This is a genomic window from Paenibacillus sp. JCM 18996 (assembly GCF_055392555.1).
In genome coordinates, this window is sequence record NZ_AP043884.1 from 1,510,137 (window position 1) to 1,528,762 (window position 18,626).

19 protein-coding genes and 1 other annotated feature are annotated in these 18,626 nt (G+C 51.9%); of the genes, 2 read left to right on the top strand and 17 right to left on the bottom strand.

Going from position 1 to position 18,626, the window contains the following annotated elements:
• Window positions 1–30: 30 nt before the first annotated feature.
• From ACZ5N7_RS07450 to ACZ5N7_RS07460, 3 genes are all read right to left on the bottom strand, one after another.
• A complete protein-coding gene (locus ACZ5N7_RS07450; protein ID WP_464658473.1) occupies window positions 31–1,275 on the bottom strand; it encodes a Glu/Leu/Phe/Val family dehydrogenase in 1,245 nt (414 codons plus the stop codon).
• A gap of 152 nt (window positions 1,276–1,427) precedes the next feature.
• Window positions 1,428–2,039 carry a genetic competence negative regulator gene (locus ACZ5N7_RS07455; protein WP_464658474.1) on the bottom strand — a complete coding sequence of 204 codons (612 nt, stop codon included), beginning with the start codon at window positions 2,037–2,039 and terminating at the stop codon, window positions 1,428–1,430.
• 497 nt (window positions 2,040–2,536) lie between these two features.
• Window positions 2,537–2,845 carry a hypothetical protein gene (locus tag ACZ5N7_RS07460; RefSeq protein WP_464658475.1) on the bottom strand — a complete coding sequence of 103 codons (309 nt, stop codon included), beginning with the start codon at window positions 2,843–2,845 and terminating at the stop codon, window positions 2,537–2,539.
• A 181-nt stretch (window positions 2,846–3,026) separates the two neighbouring features.
• Between ACZ5N7_RS07460 and ACZ5N7_RS07465 the strand changes: the two genes are divergently transcribed.
• On the top strand, window positions 3,027–3,908 hold the full coding sequence (locus ACZ5N7_RS07465; RefSeq protein ID WP_464658476.1) for a polysaccharide deacetylase family protein: 882 nt from the start codon (window positions 3,027–3,029) through the stop codon (window positions 3,906–3,908).
• Between the two features lie 200 nt (window positions 3,909–4,108).
• Here the strand turns inward: ACZ5N7_RS07465 and ACZ5N7_RS07470 are convergent, their stop codons facing one another.
• The 3 genes from ACZ5N7_RS07470 to ACZ5N7_RS07480 are packed head-to-tail and all read right to left on the bottom strand — an operon-like array spanning window position 4,109 to window position 5,246.
• Window positions 4,109–4,297, bottom strand: coding sequence for a hypothetical protein (locus tag ACZ5N7_RS07470; protein ID WP_464658477.1), 189 nt, complete (start codon window positions 4,295–4,297; stop codon window positions 4,109–4,111).
• Entirely contained in the window at window positions 4,297–4,881 is a 585-nt protein-coding gene (locus tag ACZ5N7_RS07475) for a CPBP family intramembrane glutamic endopeptidase (protein WP_464658478.1), read from the bottom strand. Before ACZ5N7_RS07475 ends, ACZ5N7_RS07470 begins: the two co-directional genes overlap by 1 nt.
• 41 nt (window positions 4,882–4,922) lie before the next feature.
• A complete protein-coding gene (locus tag ACZ5N7_RS07480) occupies window positions 4,923–5,246 on the bottom strand; it encodes a rhodanese-like domain-containing protein (RefSeq protein WP_464658479.1) in 324 nt (107 codons plus the stop codon).
• A 226-nt stretch (window positions 5,247–5,472) separates the two neighbouring features.
• Window positions 5,473–5,706: a binding site (T-box leader), on the top strand.
• 84 nt (window positions 5,707–5,790) lie between these two features.
• Here ACZ5N7_RS07480 and serA point away from each other — a divergent pair.
• A complete protein-coding gene (gene serA / locus ACZ5N7_RS07485; protein WP_464659183.1) occupies window positions 5,791–7,371 on the top strand; it encodes a phosphoglycerate dehydrogenase in 1,581 nt (526 codons plus the stop codon).
• A 182-nt stretch (window positions 7,372–7,553) separates the two neighbouring features.
• Here the strand turns inward: serA and ACZ5N7_RS07490 are convergent, their stop codons facing one another.
• The 11 genes from ACZ5N7_RS07490 to ytfJ all read right to left on the bottom strand — a co-directional run bounded on the left by ACZ5N7_RS07490 (window position 7,554) and on the right by ytfJ (window position 18,621).
• Entirely contained in the window at window positions 7,554–9,380 is a 1,827-nt protein-coding gene (locus ACZ5N7_RS07490; protein ID WP_464658480.1) for an ATP-binding protein, read from the bottom strand.
• Window positions 9,381–10,097, bottom strand: coding sequence for a response regulator transcription factor (locus ACZ5N7_RS07495; RefSeq protein WP_464658481.1), 717 nt, complete (start codon window positions 10,095–10,097; stop codon window positions 9,381–9,383).
• Between the two features lie 10 nt (window positions 10,098–10,107).
• Window positions 10,108–11,367, bottom strand: a complete 1,260-nt coding sequence (gene ccsA / locus ACZ5N7_RS07500; protein ID WP_464658482.1) for a cytochrome c biogenesis protein CcsA — start codon at window positions 11,365–11,367, stop codon at window positions 10,108–10,110.
• Window positions 11,364–12,890, bottom strand: a complete 1,527-nt coding sequence (gene resB, locus ACZ5N7_RS07505; RefSeq protein ID WP_464658483.1) for a cytochrome c biogenesis protein ResB — start codon at window positions 12,888–12,890, stop codon at window positions 11,364–11,366. Before resB ends, ccsA begins: the two co-directional genes overlap by 4 nt.
• A 171-nt stretch (window positions 12,891–13,061) precedes the next feature.
• Window positions 13,062–13,586, bottom strand: a complete 525-nt coding sequence (resA, locus tag ACZ5N7_RS07510) for a thiol-disulfide oxidoreductase ResA (protein WP_464658484.1) — start codon at window positions 13,584–13,586, stop codon at window positions 13,062–13,064.
• Between the two features lie 100 nt (window positions 13,587–13,686).
• Window positions 13,687–14,433 carry a pseudouridine synthase gene (locus ACZ5N7_RS07515; RefSeq protein ID WP_464658485.1) on the bottom strand — a complete coding sequence of 249 codons (747 nt, stop codon included), beginning with the start codon at window positions 14,431–14,433 and terminating at the stop codon, window positions 13,687–13,689.
• Window positions 14,434–14,505: 72 nt separating this feature from the next.
• The gene (locus ACZ5N7_RS07520) at window positions 14,506–15,039 is read right to left on the bottom strand and encodes a spore maturation protein (RefSeq protein ID WP_464658486.1); all 534 of its coding nucleotides are present in this window, start codon (window positions 15,037–15,039) and stop codon (window positions 14,506–14,508) included.
• 6 nt (window positions 15,040–15,045) lie between these two features.
• Window positions 15,046–15,648, bottom strand: a complete 603-nt coding sequence (locus ACZ5N7_RS07525) for a nucleoside recognition domain-containing protein (protein WP_464658487.1) — start codon at window positions 15,646–15,648, stop codon at window positions 15,046–15,048.
• A gap of 35 nt (window positions 15,649–15,683) precedes the next feature.
• Window positions 15,684–16,853: a D-alanyl-D-alanine carboxypeptidase family protein gene (locus ACZ5N7_RS07530; RefSeq protein WP_464658488.1), complete on the bottom strand. Its 1,170-nt coding sequence runs from the start codon at window positions 16,851–16,853 to the stop codon at window positions 15,684–15,686.
• 141 nt (window positions 16,854–16,994) lie between these two features.
• On the bottom strand, window positions 16,995–17,993 hold the full coding sequence (locus tag ACZ5N7_RS07535) for an anion permease (protein ID WP_464658489.1): 999 nt from the start codon (window positions 17,991–17,993) through the stop codon (window positions 16,995–16,997).
• Window positions 17,994–18,132: 139 nt separating this feature from the next.
• On the bottom strand, window positions 18,133–18,621 hold the full coding sequence (gene ytfJ / locus ACZ5N7_RS07540; RefSeq protein ID WP_464658490.1) for a GerW family sporulation protein: 489 nt from the start codon (window positions 18,619–18,621) through the stop codon (window positions 18,133–18,135).
• Window positions 18,622–18,626: the final 5 nt, after the last annotated feature.

Below are 18,626 nucleotides of genomic sequence, written 5' to 3' on the forward strand. Positions count from 1 at the left end.
ATTGCCCTCCTTTCAACTGAAAACGTTATTTTAAACCCAGCCCCTGAAACGGGCGGCTTCCGCAGTCTTGCGGACACCGGCCATATAAGCGGCCAGGCGCATGTCTACTTTTCTGGTATCATGTATATTATAGACATTTTCGAAGCCTTTTTCCATAACTGATTTTAGTCTTGTATGAACTTCTTCCTCCGTCCAGTAATAGCCCTGGTTGTTCTGCACCCATTCAAAGTAGGAGACCACCACGCCCCCTGCGCTGGCGAGTACGTCAGGGACTAGCAGCACGCCGCGGTGTGTCAGGACCTTTGTCGCTTCATAGGTTGTAGGGCCGTTGGCGGCTTCTACGACGATGCCCGCTTTGATCCGCTCGGCGTTCTCGAGAGTGATCTGGTTCTCAATGGCGGCCGGCACCAAAATGTCGCATTCCAGCTCGAGCAGTTCTTTATTGGAAATGGTATCCTTGAACAGCTTGGTCACCGTGCCGAACGAATCCCGGCGGTCCAGCAAATCATCGATATCCAGGCCCGCCGGGTCGTGGAGCCCCCCGTAAGCGTCGGAGATGCCGATGACTTTCGCCCCTTTTTCATGCATAAATTTGGCCAGGTAGCTTCCCGCGTTGCCGAAGCCCTGGATAACGACTCTGGCACCCAGTACATCGATGCTTCTCTTCTTGAGCGCGGCATCGATCATGATGGTCACTCCCTTGGCCGTAGCCGTCTCGCGTCCATGGGATCCGCCGAGTACAAGGGGTTTGCCTGTGATGAAGCCAGGAGAGTCAAATTCACGTATACGGCTGTATTCATCCATCATCCAGGCCATGATCTGGGAGTTGGTCATGACATCAGGCGCGGGAATATCCTTGGTCGGCCCCACAATCTGCGAGATCGCACGGACATAGCCCCGGCTGAGCCGCTCCAGCTCGCTTAAAGACATGTTGCGCGGATCGCATATTATACCGCCTTTACCTCCGCCATATGGAAGATCTACAATACCGCATTTCAGGCTCATCCAGATCGACAGCGCCTTAACCTCGTCTTCGTTCACGTCTGGATGAAACCGGACTCCCCCTTTGGTGGGCCCGACCGCGTCATTGTGCTGGGCTCTGTATCCGGTGAAAAGCTTCATGCTTCCGTCGTCCATTCTCACGGGAATCCGCACGGTCAATACCCTCATCGGCTCTTTCAGCAGTTCATACATCTCATTGCCGTAGCCCAGTTTGTGCAGGGCTTCCTCTATCACCAACTGGGTGGATGTCAGTACGTTCATATTTTCAGCCATTTGGGTACACCTCTTCAATTTGTAAAATCCAAACGTTTAATTTAGCTTGTCCCCCTCTTTAATAAAACATAAAAATGCTGGGTCCATACAACGAGAAAAAAGCACCCGCCAAAAACAAATGTTTTTGAGATGCTTTGAGAAGCTTCTTTCTCTTATTGAAAATGTTGGCATAATACTTGGATTGCGTTGCCTTCTATAACCGTCTTTCCGTACTCTTCCAGGACTGCTTTGGTTACCGATGCGGCTTCGCCAAATTCGGAAAGCACGGCGATCAATGCCTGGTATCGACTTTCTTCCATATCGAGCGGATCTAAATGCAGAATCCATTTATCTTTATAGGAGTAGAGCACGCCGCCTTCAGGAAGCATGGTGGACAGTACTTTAGCGGCGCGAATAAGATCCTCGAAATCAAAGAATACATAAGAGATCAAGTCTGATTGCTCCATAGTCACTTCCATCTCGAACACTTCTTCCGGCAGATCCTCTTCTTCATCGAGACCGTCCTGGTGATGGTGAATGTCCAGCTTGCCGCGGGTGACGATAACGACCATCCCCTGCGCCGGCATAGCGAACACTTCTACGGCAAGCGGGCCCGACGGGTCAAACCCGAGCTCCGAATATGCCTGGTCCATCATTTCACTGAACAGTTCGTGGACTTTCGGAATTTCCCTCCACATATCTTCCTTCTGTATACCGCGCTCCATCAAATCGTCGAATGTAAGGAAAATCCTAATCTTATCCGTACTCAAACGCTCAATTTTCATGACAGGATCCCCCTTATTCAAAGACTTTCTAATATTACCATATGAAAAAGAACGGTAAAATGTGTATAGCTTGTATAGTATTATGCTTATATACCATGTTATCATTTTTTTAAACGTTTTGCACTAAAAAAGGGCCAAAAATCGTTGCAGGGCTTGTACTCAAGCTAAAAAAACACAAGAAAAACCGTCAGGAACAGCACACCCTGGCGGTCATTTTTGGTGCCAACCCATACGTTTGCGCGTGGGGAGGGAACGAGTACGGGATTCCAACCTCTGTTGGGACAAAAAACAAACCACCAGAAAAGATATGCTGAAATATAGAAACCATATGCTACCTAAATTTATATTTTTACAATGCCAAAAACAGAAACCGTACGCTCTCTAAATTTTAAACTTTCTGACAATGTCAAAAACAGAAACCCATCCTACAATGTCAAAAAACACACCCTCAGAAATGTCTGAAGATGTGCTTTCCGAAAGACAAGAAAACGAACGAGTTACTGCTTCATGGAAGCAGGCCGATTATTTTCGGATAAAATTTCATCCACATGATGCTTTAAGTGGCTGTCCTGCTGGACGATGTCCTTTACTTTTCCCAGATCGCCGCCCGCGTCTTTAGCTTTATGGTCGGAATGAGAGGAATTCTGCATCATGTTGTTTGCGAAATTTTTCGCTTTCCCGAACATTTGATCAGCGTCCATGTCACGCAGGCCGTTCAGCATGACGCGCATGTTTCGGTTTCTGCCGAGGTACACAGCTGCGGTCACGCCGGCCAAGGCTCCCAACAAGAAACTGGTTGTGCGCATTTGTACATCCTCCTTTCGTTTTCTCGACCTTAGTTTCTCCTGACGAAATGAACACATGCATCGTAAAATACGGGAAAACCGGGAACGTTCGACATAAAGAGTTGCGGATACCGCCAAAAGTTGTGTTAAAATAGGAAAAGCAATCCAGAAATTGAAACCAACCGCAAAGGGGATCATAATTATGAATAAAACCGCCATCGTCCTATTTATGACCGCCTTGTTAATGGGCTGCGGCCAATCCGGCACAGCACCCGCCGCCTCCCCACCTTCCGCTGCTCAATCCTCCCAGCCCGCTAATGGCGACACCGGATCCGCTCCGTCTGGCGGACAAGGGACCAAGGATCAGGGCGGCGCAGGCGCTCAGCAGCCCAAAACAGAGCCCGCGGCGGTCCCCGCTCCTGCCAAGGTCGCTCCCGCTGAAGTCAAGAAGGAATATCACATGAACAAGAACTATGATATCGTGCCCAACGACCCGAACGGCGACAAGAAGGTTGCGCTGTTAACTTTTGACGATGGTCCCAAGGAAAAGGAAATGAATGAATCTTTGATCGCCACTTTGGAAAAGCATAAAGCCAAAGCCATTTTCTTTGTGAACGGGTACCGCGTGAAGCAAAAGCCTGAGCTGCTGAAGCTGATTCACGACCACGGCCAGGTGATCGGCGACCATTCCTGGGATCACATCGACCTGAAAAAAGAAACTAACGAGAAGGTCGACAAGCAAATCGGAGATGTAGTGAACCAAGTAAAAGAGCTCACCGGCGAGGCTCCCCGATTCTTCAGGCCCCCTTTCGGTTCCGGCGGCGACTATGTCAAGAAGGTGGCCAAGGATCAAGGCATGCTGTTCATGACCTGGTCCAACGGTTCCCTCGATTGGGACGCGAGCACCAAGCAGTCTCCCGAACTGGTCATAGCCAGCGTGATGAAGCAGCTGCATCCTGGCAGCAATATCCTTATGCACGAGCTGCCCTGGACCGTCAAGGCTCTCGATGAGCTGCTGACCAAAATGGAAGAAGCCGGATATACTTTTGTCGATCCGTACGCTATCGAGCCTGAAGCGAGTTAACAGAGGGGATTGGGCTACGCCGCTTACGCATCATGGCTCCACCCGCTGAAGCCCTTTAATGCTGCTGAAAGTCTTTTCGAAGCATCCATGACAGCATACCAGTTTCGGAATCCATTTCTTCGACATCCCAAAGCGAACAGAGAGCGCAATTTTGTATATTGCAAATATCAACATTTAACATAGCTTAATTCAAAAAAAGGTCAGGAATGTCTGGCTCCCCATAAAAACAAGCAAACGGTCAAGGCGACAAACAGCAGGATCAGCGAACTGTAAAAAATCTTCACCAGCTTGGCTTTTTCCGAAGGGTGAACCGTTTTTCTGGGCGGCAGGAAGTGGTCATCCTTCTGATCGTCAGGGTTCTGTTGCTGCTTGTTTTTAGTACTGCGCATTAAGATTCCCTCCTGTAACGAATTATACATCCCATCACGAAATCAATTGCAAAATGGGCCAAAATAGCTGTCCACAGAGTTCCGGTATGAATGTAAATCCAGCCTAATCCATAACTGATGCAGAAAACCATTCCCGTCATGAGCCAATGCCTCAAATACCGGAAATGGATGGCGGCGAAGAAGATGCTCGTCCAATAGGGCCCCCATGCCGCTTGAATCGCTCCCCGAAACAGCAGCTCTTCACAGACAGCGACGACCAGCGACAAGAGGGCAATCTGCCACAAAGGCCTCGACCGGAAAAGCAGCTCGTTGATTCCGCCGTCGTCTGTCACGTCTTCGGGGACCCAGCCTGAAATGAGAACGTCCACTACAACAACAACCGCGGCAAAAGCCAAGCCCCATCCGATCACCGGCGGCCAGTCCTGGACAATAAATTTATCCGCAAACCGTCCGCCCTGAAACAAAATAATGATGACCGCAAGAAGCAGCACGGCCCCCTGCGTTATATATAAATTGAGCAAAATCGTACGTTCATCCAGGTCTGCGGCGTTTATTCTTCGAAATTTAATATTAAATTTTTTCACTTAAAAGCCCTTTCCGCCACATAGGTTCAAATGCCGTGCCGTCAGTCGTATTGGAACCCTCTAAACGAGGATAAAGCAGCCATACCGCCTTCGACATTGACCAAATTCCGGTACCCTTGGTTCGACAAATACCTGCACACCGCTTCGCTGCGAACTCCATGAGCGCAAACAACGTAAACCGGCAGGTCTTCAGGTATGTCCTGCAGCCTGTCCGGAATGTCGTTCACAGGGATAAGCTCCATCCCCTCAAGATGATAATATTCCCACTCGACAGGCTCCCTCACATCTATCACCACTGCGTCGTCCAGGCCTCCGGATTCATACATCTTCATAAATTCCGCCGGTTGGATCTGTTTGTGAGCCATATTCCCGACTCCTTTCCGCCTCAGCGCCGCAATCGATTCTTGTTGAAAGAATATCGAAAAATCGCACTTTGATCAAGTGAAAAGATTGACGGTGTCCGCTTGGGGCCAATTTTACGTGACAGCTTTATGAAGATTGTGTGAACCAAACTGAGCAGCAGCGGTTATTTTTGCTTCCCGTATTGACACTTTTTCCCGCGGCATGTTAAATTGAAACAAATTCATAGTGCGATAAGCATTGACGGAGCCAAGCGTAAGAATGACATACAGAGAGCCGGTGGCTGGTGTGAACCGGTGGTTGGATTTACGCGGAGCACTCCAGAGTTGCAGCGGCGAATCCTCAGGGGAGTAGCCGTTGCCGGCAGGATACCGTTACCTTTCCCGGTCGACAGACCATTGAGGCTGCGCGTGCAAACGACAGTGAATTAGGGTGGCACCACGAAGATGAACTCTCGTCCCTTTCATACGGAATATGTATGGGGATTGAGAGTTTTTTGCTGTGGCGGGGAAGAATTAATTAAAAACAAAGGGGATGGAAGAAACCATGTTGTTTAAAGTGCTGGTGCTCGATTCAATCAGTGATTTAGGAATCCAAAAGCTTTACGACGCAGAGGACGTCGAGGTGGACAAACGCAATACGTTGCCTGAGGAGGAGCTCATTTCCATTATCGCAGACTATGATGCCATGCTCGTCCGCAGCCAGACCAAAGTTACCGAGCGTGTAATGGAGGCGGCAGTCCGGCTTAAAGTGGTGGGACGCGCGGGAGTCGGCGTAGATAATATTAACCTTGATGCCGCCACCAAACGCGGAATTGTCGTAATCAACGCCCCGGATGGCAACACGATCGCCACCTCCGAGCTGACATTCGCTATGATGATGTCTATTGCCCGCAGCATTCCCCAAGCTTACAAAAAGACGGTTTCCGGCGAATGGGACCGCAAATTTGTCGGCGTAGAACTGCGCAATAAAGTGCTGGGTATTCTCGGCATGGGCCGGATCGGCAGCGAGGTGGCCAAACGAGCCAAAGTGTTCGGCATGGAAGTGATCGGCTATGATCCTTTCCTGACTGGAGAGCGCGCGGAGAAAATGGGTGTGAAGCTGGCAACGGTGAACGAGATTGCCGCGAAAGCAGACTTTATCACTGTTCATACTCCGCTCACGAAGGAAACACGACACCTGATCGCCCGCCCACAATTTGAGCTGATGAAAAAGGGCGTACGCATCATCAACTGCGCGCGCGGAGGCATTATTGACGAGATGGCGCTTGTAGAAGCGATCGAAGCCGGTACAGTCGCAGGCGCTGCCTTCGACGTATTTGAAGTGGAGCCGCCCGCGCCGGACCATCCTTTCCTTAACAACCCGAAAATTATCGTCACCCCCCACCTCGGAGCCTCCACTGTCGAAGCCCAGGAGAACGTGGCGATCGACGTGTCCGAGGAAGTGCTCCATATCTTAAGGAATGAACCGTTCAAGAACGCGGTGAACATGCCTCCTGTCCCTGCGGAGTTGATGGGCAAGCTGCAGCCTTACTTTACGCTGGGCGAGAAGCTGGGCCGCTTCCTGGGCCAAACGATCGAAGGCGCGATCTCGGAAATCGTCGTAGCGTACTCCGGAGATCTGGCTGACGTGGATACTCTGCCATTGACCCGCACTATTGTCAAAGGCGTGCTTTCCAATGCGATGGAATCCGTAAACCTGGTTAATGCGATGCATATCGCCAAAACACGTGAAATCAATGTCACCACCCAGCAGTCCAACGCATCCAAAAGCTTTACCAACCTTGTAACATTGACCTTAAAAACCAAGAATGAGGTAAAATCGGCGGCAGGCACCTTGCTCTCCGGATACGGAGAAAGAATCGTGCAGATTGACCAATATCCTGTCGACGTGGCGCCGGAAGGCCATCTGCTGCTGATCTCCCACAACGACAAACCCGGTATCATCGGCCATGTGGGCACGCTGCTGGGTAAGAATGACGTCAACATCGCGACCATGCAGGTCGGCCGTAAAGTATTCGGAGGCTCCGCCATCATGGTGCTTTCCACCGACAAGCCCGCGCCTAAAGAAGTGATTGCCGAGCTGGCCAAGTTCCCTGATTTGAAAAACATTCAACTGCTGTCCGTTTAGACTAAATTCACCAAAAAATGCACAATTGTTTCACGAACAACAAGATTTAAACTTTTTTTTCAACAAAAATTTACCGGTCCGACTGAAAGCGTGAATCGGATGAGGTTTGGGGCCGGCCGGCAGGCAGCCGTTAAAAAGAGCGATTCCTTTTAGAAGGGATCGCTCTTTTTACGCGTGTTATTTCATGCCTCGTTTAATCTCAATGGCAGCAGGATGGAGAACGTGGTCCCCTGCCCTATCTCGCTTTTTACATCCACCGAGCCTTGGTGGGCTTCAATGATGTTTTTGACAATCGCGAGCCCTAGGCCCGTTCCTCCGCCGGACCCCCTCGTTCGGGCTTTATCCGCTTTGTAAAAGCGCTCAAAGATGTATGGCAGGTCTTCCTGTGGAATGCCTCTTCCTTGATCGGTCACTTCCAGCAGGACGGCTGGTTTGCTTTTGAATAACGCCGGGGCGGCTTTCATGGTGATCGTCGCTCCGGGAGAAGTATGCCGGAAAGCATTGTCGAGAAGGTTGGTAAGCACCTGTTCGAGCCTGTCTTCGTCTGCCTGCTCCAGCTTCAGATCGGGTGAGGTTACGTTGTACGACAGCGTGATCTTCTGCTCTCTGGCAAGCACCGTGAATTTCCGGTACATCCTTTTCATCAGAGCGTCGACGTCCACTTCCCGCATATTCATCATCATGTGCCCCGATTCCATCCGTGCGAGATCCAGCAGATCCTTGACCAGCCGGCCCATACGCAGCGATTCGTCATGGATCACCTGGACCAGCTCCATCCTCTGCTCGGGCGATTCCACAATATCGTCCATCAATGCCTCGCTGTAGCCCTGGACCATGGAAATCGGCGTCCGAAGCTCATGGGACACATTTGCTACAAAGTCTTTGCGAAGCTTGTCAAGCCGGTGCTCCTCCGTGACGTCCCTGAGCACGGCGACGGCTCCCCGCAGCTGGGTGTTGGAATATAGAGGCGCCATAACAATAGACCAGACCTCATTCTGTACATGGAGCTTGTAGGTCAATTCCTCTTTGGCTTCCGCCACCAACGTGTGAAACAAGTGAAGAAGCGGTTCAGGCACCGTTTGTTCAGCACTGGCGCTCTTCCCCTCCCCTCCGGGAATCCACTCGATCTCGCCCCAATCCCGTATCACCTTCTCGCCCGGCGGATTGGTCAGTACGACAGAACCGCGGGCGTCGAATGTGATAACCGCGTCCGTCATGCTCCTTAGAATGCTGACGAGATTCTCTTTTTCATGGCTGAGATCCTTAATATTCTCCTCAAGCTGCTCCGCCATATGGTTAAAGGTGTTGCTGAGCTCGCCGATCTCGTCGTTAGAGGTCATCTTCACTCTCGTGCCGAATTGCCCCACGGTGATCAGATCCGCCGCCTTCCTTAAACGCTGCAGAGGCTGAGTGATTTGGGTCAGCAGGAAAAAAGCGAAAAAGGTCGTCAGCAGAAATCCGATAGCAGAAGTGTACGCAAACAGCCGGATGATATAGTGCTGCGTCATTTTCATCGACGATAGAGATTGGTAGATAATCGCCGCAGCCGTGACGTCGGCTTTGGCATTCTTCATCGGCACGGCCACTGCGAGAAAATCTTCCGTGTGCTTCTGCTCCTGTGCGGCGTTTCCGTTGTCGACTGTCGCGCCTTTAAACACTTCCCTGAGCTGGTTCACGGTAAATAAATCCGTCGCGTGCAGCACTGACTGCCCTTTGCCGGAACCGTTGAACATTTCATTGTAATCCGCACCCAGAATGATTAAGCGGGCGTTCTGGGCGCTCAGCAGCTCATTGACCAGGTCATGGTATTTCGGGTCGTCAAGCCTTTGGGAGACCTCCACAGCCACTTTAGAGCCCAGCGCGACCAGGTTCTCGGTTTGATGCTGGTATTTTGAAAAATCCTTCTGGATATATTGCGTGAGAAAAAAGCCCAAGGCCAGCAGAACAACGGCGACAAGCGCGATGATGGTCAACCACAGCTTCCCTACGATCGTGCGGAAAATAAACACTTATTTCGGCACCTCTAGCTTGTAACCGACACCCCACACTGTCGTAATCATGCCCGCCGCTTCCGGTGATACTTTGTTCAGCTTTTCCCTCAGCCTTTTCACATGCGTGTCCACTGTTCTCAAATCGCCGAAAAATTCATAGTTCCATACATCTTTCAGCAGCTCTTCCCGTGAGAATACTTTGTCGGGAGATACCGCCAAATAATGGAGGAGCTCATACTCTTTGGGAGTCAGAGCGATTTCCTGCCCTCCGGCGGTCACTCTGTGCGCGTCATGTTCGATTATCAGGTTGGGAAAGACGATGTTGTTGCCGGAGTTGATATCTTTGGACAGGTACGCGGTGGCGGATGAGCGCCTCAGGATGGCACGCACCCTGTAGATCACTTCACGCGGAGAGAACGGCTTGACCACGTAATCGTCCACACCTACCTCAAAGCCCTGCACCCGGTTCGTTTCTTCCCCTTTGGCCGTCAGCATCACAACCGGGGTTGATTTCACCTGGCGGAGCCGTTGGCAGACTTCGACACCGTCGATCCCGGGGAGCATCACATCCAGCAGAATCAGGTCATAGTCCTGGTCTAACGCTTTATGAAGCGCGGTCTCCCCGTCTTCCGCTTCATCGATCACATAGCCTTCTTTCTCAAGATACATCCTTAACAAGCGCCGGATGCGCTCTTCATCATCAACTACCAGAATGGTGGAATTCATCTCAATCATCTGCTCACTCCTAGACTCCAGCATAAGAATGCAATCCTGCGATAACTAAATTTACACCGATTAAAGTAAACATGACCACGAGGAAGCCGATCACGGACATCCATGCGGAGCGTTTGCCCTGCCAGCCTTTCGATAACCGAAGGTGAAGATACACCGCATAGAACAGCCAGGTAATAAGAGCCCACACTTCCTTGGGATCCCATCCCCAGAATCTTCCCCATGCTTCATGAGCCCAAATCATCGCAAAAATGAGTGCACCCAAGGTAAAGATCGGATAGCCGATAGCGATCGCCCTGTAACCAATTTCGTCCAGATCTTCGCCATCCATCCCCTTAAGCAGCGGAGAAATCGCCGCTCCAAGCGGTTTGCGGGCAATCAAGCGCAGCAGCGCATACAGCACGATGCCGCTAAGAACGGACCAAATGACGGTGTTCAGCTTCCTTCCGGCCTGCGCCCCTTTCATCCAGCCCGGCGTCTGGCCGAGAATCGGCTCCGTCATGCCAAGGAACGGCTTCATCTCTATCTGCTCGCTGCCGTAGGACTTGATCAGCGGCGGCAGAACATAAACGGATTTTTCGGTGATTTCCGCGGGCTTTCCGTCCTGCTGTACCGTCACCTGCTTGTGGAATTCAGCCCGATACCCCGCGGCGTTAAATCCGAAGATCGATCCCACAAATCCAATAATAATGATTATGAAAAACAAAGTAAACTCCAGCCATCGCTGTTCCTTCCGGTCCGCCGCGGTTTCGCCTGCGTAGTTCACGCTCCTCAGAAGGTACATCAGCCCTCCGGCGAAGCCGACTGCGAAGAATGCTTCCCCCGTGGCGGCCGTCGTGACATGAATTTTCAGCCAGTAGCTTTGAAGCGCGGGAATAAGCGGCTGCACCTCACCCGGAAAGACGGAGGCGTACGCAATGATAATTACGGCCACAGGCAGGGCGAACACACCGATGACCGGGGTCCGGTAGAGAAGATAAACCACAATAAAGGCAAAAATAGTCATCATTCCGAGGAAGGTCATAAATTCGTACATATTGCTGGTCGGTATATGGCCTCCCGTGTACCAGCGGTTAAAAAAGAAAATCAGGTGGCACAAGAACCCCGCCGCGGAAACCGTAAAAGCGGCACGCCCCCATTTTCTCTCATGCCGCTCGGGATTTCCATGATTCCACTTTTTTCCTGTTATGGTCAGGACGAATAAAAGAAAGCCTAGATTATAGAGCACAAACGCGATCAATAGAAAAACACTGCCGTCATACGTCGAGTTCACTGTTGCCGCCCTCTTTCTAATATTTTGGCGTTCACCCGGATTCCGGTTTTCTCAAGCGCGCTGGACACCTCTTTACGGATGGCGAACCAGTTCTTGTTCGTATGCGCTCCCAAGGTTAACCGGCGGCCGTCCACGCGCAGCCAAATCCTGCGGTGCTGCCAATAGAAGCCCATGATCAATCCGGCCATGGAAATCGCCGCGCCTGTCCAGATAAAAGGAATCGCGCGGTCTACACGGATATTGAGGAAAGTCGTATATTCGGCAAACTTTACCTTATCCATGGAATCAACGGAAATATCCAATGTTTGGGCGAGCTTGCCGTTCAGATCGTCCTGACGGAAATTTACCTTGTCCACCTGCCTCGGGAAGTAAATATACGGCTCCCCACCCTCGGCAAGTCCCGGCCCCGAAATGTTGAAAATAAATGCAGGCGCTTTCGCTTCATTCGATTTCGTGACCGGCGTTCCTTTACCGTCCAGTCCAAACTCCGGGAAGTACCCTTTCAGCTTCAAGCTGTACTCACCCGCCGTATATTGGTCCTCCGGTTTGCCCATATTCAAAGTAAAGGAACCGTAGGCCTGTCCGGTCTCTTTATTCTTCAAGGTAGGCGTCACTGAAATAAGCACCGGGCTGAGCTTATAATCGTATTGGTAGGCCATTAACCCCTTGTAATCCAGCGGCTGGTTGACGAGAATATTATGCCGCGCAACCTCTTCAAGCTGAGGATCCTGGCTGGCATTATCGCAAACGGCTGTGCATTTGTACAGTACCGCTTTGGTTTCATAAAGCTTGGGGACTTCCTTCTCTGTCTTCCGGAACTTTTCGCTCATTTCATTCTCGGTGTAGAAGTCTATGGTGAACTTTTGATTTTTAATATAATACGAGGTGTTCGGTATCTTCACCGTCTGGCCCTCAAGCACGGACACATACTGGTCCATATGCCAGCCGGGAATGCCCCTCGCCAAAGCTGCGAGCAGAAAAATGATCAGTCCGATATGGTTAATATACGGTCCCCAGCGGCTGAATCTGTTTTTCTCCGCCAGCAGAGCCGTGCCGTCTGTATGTACCCTGTAACCCATCTTGCGCAGCTGCTTGGCCATTCCTTCCGTCCAGCGCGCCCCGTCTTCTTCAGTGAAGCCGGACCCTTGCAGCCCTTCAAACGGCAGATCACCTGAGTAAGCTATTTTTTGCCTGGAAAGGAACTGGGTATGCTTGCGGATCTGCTGCTTGTTCAGCGCCCTGTACAGAGGCAGCACCCGGTCCAATGAGCAGATGACGAGTGAGGTGCCAATCATGAACAGCAGGGTGCGAAACCACCAAGATTCATAAGTATGGGAGAGTCCCAGCATATAATAGATTTTCCCGAGCGTACCATAGGTGGCCTCATAGTACACGGCCGGGTCTATGTTCATAAAAGTGTTTTCCTGCGGGTACACCGTTCCCAAAGTCGCGCCCAGCAAAGTGATCCCGATCAAATAGACGGCCACCTTAACGGAGGAAAAAAAACGCCACACCGAATCCATCCAGGAGACCCGCTCCCTTTGCGATTTTCTCAGGATTCCGTCGTATCTCATCTCAAGAGGGAAGTCTGCGCCGCCTTCATCCAGCGGTTTGCCGCAGGACTCGCATAATACCGTGCCTACAGGATTCTGGTGCCCGCATTCGCATTTCGTATTCTGTATTAGAATGGATCTCTACCTCCCCTGCATCCCGGCAAGCGTCTCATTGATGAAGGCTTCGTCCATTTCGCCAATTTTCACTTTGTAAATTTTTCCGTCCGGATGAATAAAAACCGTCGTAGGATATTGGGTGACATTATAGCTTTTGCGTACTTCTTCCTTGGTGTCCAGCAGGATAGGGAAGGTGAGCTTATGCCTGTCCGCAAAATCGCCGACCGTCAGCTTGTTCTGCCCCATATTCGCCGCCAGCAGGACGAAGCCTTTGTCCTTCCATTTACTGTACTGGCTCTGAATGGCCGGCATTTCCCTCTCGCAGGGAGGGCACCAAGTGGCCCAGAAGTTCAGCATAACGGGCTTGCCGCGCAGTTCAGACAGTTTGTAGGTGTCTCCGTTTAAAGCGGTCAGCGTAAAATCAGGTGCCTTCGTCCCCTCGGAAGCAGCCTTTTTATTTGAATACATGCTGCTTATGATAGTGAGTGCGCCGATCACAAACACAGCCGCCAGAATGGTCATTTGAAGCCACTTTCTATTCTTGCCCATAGGGATGACCACATACCTTTCCATAACAAAAGGGGATTACGCCGCAGTCCCTCAAAGAGCATGCAGCTAATCCCATTATAGCTAAATTTCGCCTCGACACTCATTGTTCTTTTTGAATATTGTGTGTCCTTAAAGCCGCGTCCCTAAGCTCTTTAATCTCGTTGGGCAACAAGACCCGATACTTGCCTCTAGGCAGGCCGGACAGCGCAATGGGCCCGAACTGAACCCTCTTCAGCTTGGCGACGGGGAAGCCGATGGCTTCAAACATGCGGCGCACCTGCCGGTTGCGTCCCTCATAGATCGTAATTTTGATGACCGACTGCTTGCCTTCCGGATCGATATCCTGGTATTCCGCTTCCGCGGGCGCCGTCATGCCGTCCTCCAGCTGCACCCCCTGCTTCAGCTTGTCCAGCAGAGTGCCGTGCGGCACTCCTTTCAGCGTAGCCAAATAGGTTTTGGGCACATGGTGCTTGGGATGCGTGAGCAAGTTGGCGAACTCTCCGTCGTTGGTCAGCAGAAGCAAGCCCTCCGTATCATAATCCAGGCGCCCAACCGGATAAATCCTTTCCTTGATGCCTTTGATAAAATCCGTTACGACCTTCCTGCCCCCTGGATCGGTCACACTCGTAATGACGCCTTTCGGTTTGTTGAAAATCAAGTAGATTTTTTTTTGCAAATGCAGTGTCCTGCCGTCCACTTTAATGACATCCGCCGCAGGATCGACCTTGATTCCGAGAGTCGTCACCGGCTCGTCATTCACCAGCACTCTTCCCGCGGAAATGATCTCCTCGCATTTTCTGCGCGAAGCGACGCCGGCCTCGGCCATAACCTTCTGTAATCTTTCCATGAATCGAACTTCACCTCTAGCCTAATGATACCCGTCCCGCATGGAAATCACAAGTTGGCCGGCAATTCCTTCTTAAGCGAATACGAGGTAGCAAATAATGATCGAGGCGATAAAGCCGACTGCGTCCGATATCAAGCCGACCTTCAGGGCGTATCCCGCTTTGCGGATGCCGATCGCGCCGAAATAAACGGTGATCACATACAAAGTCGTATCGGTGCTGCCCTGGATGGTCGAGGCGATTCTGCCCACCATTGAATCCGGGCCGAACTGCTGGATGAGATCCGCAGTAAACGCCAATGAGCCTGCCCCCGTAATCGGCCGGAGAAAAGCAAGAGGCAGCACCTCGCTGGGAACGCCAATGGATTCGAGAAAAGGATTCATCCAGGAGATCAACAGGTCCATCGCTCCGGAAGCCCGGAACACACTGATCGCGACCATCATTCCCACCAAATGAGGCATAATTTTGATAGCGGTGTCGAAGCCTTCCTTGGCCCCGTCCACAAACGACTCATAAACCGGCACCTGGCGGAAGGCGGCGTACAGGGGGATGAACACGACAATGACGGGAATCGCCCAGGCGGAGATCGCAGACACGAGAGAATACACGTCCCATCATCCTTTCTTCGGCGGATTACCCGGATGATAGGACCGCCTGTACCACCTGTCGACCACAATGGCGGCAATCGTCGCGACTGCCGTAGCGAGCAGCGTGGTGCCCACAATCTCGGCGGGATTGAGCGAATGAAAATTCATCCGGATAGCGATCAAGGTGGTAGGAATGAGCGTAATGCTGGATGTGTTGAGCGCGAGCAGAGTGCACATCGCCGGGCTGGCAACTTCCTTGTTTGGGTTCAAATTTTGCAGCTCCTGCATCGCCTTGATTCCCATCGGAGTAGCGGCGTTGCCCAGGCCCAGAATGTTCGCGCTCATATTCGACATGATATATCCCAAGGCCGGATGATTGCGGGGCACGCTTGGAAAAAGGAACCGGACGACAGGCCCGAGCAAATTGGCCACCTTCTGCAGCAGGCCCGCATCTTCCGCGATCCGCATGATCCCTAGCCAGAATACAAGGATGCTGATCAGGCCGAAGCACACCGTAACCCCCGATTTGGCCCCGTCAAAAACGGCCGCGGTGACTCCGTCGATATTTCCTTGGGCGGCCGCCACGGCAAAACCCGATACGATAAAGAACAACCAGATGTAGTTAACCATTTGCCCCACCTCTCATATCAAACGGCATCCGCCGTTTAGTGCAGAACGAACAATGCTCTCCATACCGATTTCCATACCTTCACCCAGCGGCTTGTGCTAGACGCATTCTCGACGGTTTCCACGAATTGAAAAGCCGATTTTTCCGGCACTTTGAGCAGAGGCGAATTCGGGGTGTACAAAGGCACGCTGCCCACCTCTTTTCCTTCCAGCATAACGGTCAGCCGGCCTTGCTCTCCAAGCCTGTACTCAGACGAACCGGGCTTGCTCATGGCGATCTTGGTCGATATAAGAGGCTTTTCTTCTTCGGTGACCGGATAATAAAACGAACTGCCGGCGACGAGGCTGCTGCCCTCCACCCCCTTCCCTTTCTCCGCAACCCGGAGCAAAGGATAATTGCCAAAGCCGAAATCAAGCAGCCGTTTATGGTCTTCCCAATCGTCGCCGTCGTTCAGTGTGACAACGGCAAGCTGCTGGCCGTTTCTGGTGGCAGATGAGACAAGGCAGCGTTTGGCCAGCTTCGTATATCCCGTTTTGATTCCGTCGGCGCCCTCGTAGAAAGACAGCATTTTATTCTTGTTCAACCAGGTATAATCCCAGCTTTCATTCGGATTGGGCACCTTCTTCACTTTAGTTTTAACAATATCCTGGAAAACAGGATTCTGGAGCGCATAGGCGGCCAGCTTGGCCATATCGTTCGCTGAAGCCAGATGCTCCTTGCTGTCGTCAAGCCCATGGGGGTTGGCAAAATAAGAATGGTCCATCCCGATTATCCTGGCCTTCTCGTTCATCAGGTAGGCGAAGCCTTCCACCGAGCCGCCCACATGCTCGGCGATAGCGACCGCGGCATCGTTGCCGGAACGCAGCATCAGGCCGTACAGCATGTTGCGCAGGCTCATCTGCTCCCCCAGTTTCAGGTAGAGGGATGAGCCCTCTTTGCCGAAAGCGTTCTTGCCCACGGTGACCGTATCCGTAATTTCGCCGTTCTCAATGGCGACGATGGCCGTCATAATCTTGGTCAAGCTCGCTATTTTCAGAGGCGCATCCCCGTTCTTGCTGTAGAGGATGCGGCCCGATTTCACGTCGATTAACGCGGCGCCCTGAGCGTGCGTGGAGACGGCAGGGGCTTTGGCGGAAGCCGGCGGGCCGAAGGGTGAGACCAATGCAAACAAGAGTGCGGTTGTACACAGGAGAGCGGCTTTGTTCATAAATTCCTCCTATAGTCGCTGCGCTGCCCGAAAAGCGGCGGATTCGGCAGATTTGCTCATCACGGTTTTGCTGCTTGTACATGTATATGCTTATCCCACCCCGATATGAATGCTAAGTTGCGTCACTTTTAAACAGCTGATTCAGGTGAGCGAGTGCAGGATTTTATATACCAGATAAGACAGGACAACGGAAACCGGAATGGTAATGATCCATGTGAGCAGCATTTTTACCACGGTAGACCACCGGATCTCCCCTAGGCGAATAACGCTGCCTGTCCCGATAATGGCCGAGGAAACGACATGGGTTGTTGAAAGAGGCATCTTAAGCGCGGTCGAGGTTTGGATGACGATGAATGAGGCCAGGTCGGATGCGAATCCGCTCTCAGGTTCAAGCTTGACGATTTTTGTTCCGACCGTATCGATGATTCTCCAGCCGCCGACTGACGTGCCAAGCGCCATTGCCGCAGCTGCGCCCGCTTTGACCCACAAAGGCACATTCATATCGGGCTGCACATCAGCCGCAACCAATCCGAACACGATGATCCCCATCGCCTTTTGAGCGTCGTTGCCGCCGTGTGAGAAGGAGACAAGCCCTGCTGATGCGATCTGGAACATTTTGAAAATGCGGCTTAACCGGGTTCGGGATTTACTGCCTACTAGACCGATGACATAGCGAAGAACCGCCGTAACTATAACCCCTGCGATAAAGGCGGCGATTGGAGACAGTATAAGGATCAGGATGATCTTGGAAAAGCCTTCCCATTTCAGAAATTCCGGACCCGCTCCGGCCACGACTGCTCCCGCCATTGAACCGATTAACGTGTGGGACGAGGACGACGGGATACCGTAATACCATGTGAGCAGGTTCCATAATATAGCCGAGATGAGTGCGGCGGTGACGATTTCGGTTCCATGGGGCATGACCGCGGGATTGGCGATTCCGCCCCCTATCGTCTGGGCCACGCCGGAGGAGGCCACCGCGCCCGCAAAGTTCAGTCCTGCTGCATACACGATCGCCGTGCGCGGACTTAATGCCCGGGTGGAGACCGAAGTGGCGACAGCATTTGCCGTATCGTGGAAACCATTGATGAAATCGAACAGCATCGCAAGAGTAACAATAAGAACAAGAACAGGCAGCATGATTTTCCTCCAAACAAATCTTCGTATAGACCTGTCTTATGCGGGAAAATCGCGCGTATGCCTCACCCGGCACAAAAAAAGACCGCCCCGGAGGACGGCCTTGGCCTGTGCAATGGATGCTTTCAAACCATACTTCTGCTTAAATAATTAAATTCTGATTGCCCGCATTCTGCTTCCCGTCCAATCCGCTTGTTCCTGATGTGTTTGCGCTGCCGCCCGTTTTCTTCACCATCGTCTGGATTTTATCCACCAGGTTAGGGGCGGAATCGATGATCCTTTCAATAATGTGGGTCTGATTGTCCAAAGGAACCACTTTCACGCCCGCCGCGCCAACTACGAGGAAAGCGATAGGGGTGATCGACACGCCGCCGCCGCTGCCGCCGCCGAAAGGAAGAGCGACCATGGCGTTATGGCCGTCATTCACGCCCGACTTGCCTGACGAATCCTGCTCAAGCTCCGTAGCAAATTCGCTGCCGCCCGCCGCAAAGCCGAAACCAACCTTCGAAATCGGTAAAATAACCGTACCGTCCGGCGTCTCAACCGGGTCTCCCACTATCGTCGTGACGTCCACCATATCGCGGATGTTTTCCATCGCCGTCTTCATTAAACCCTGAATCGGATGTTCCATTTGAA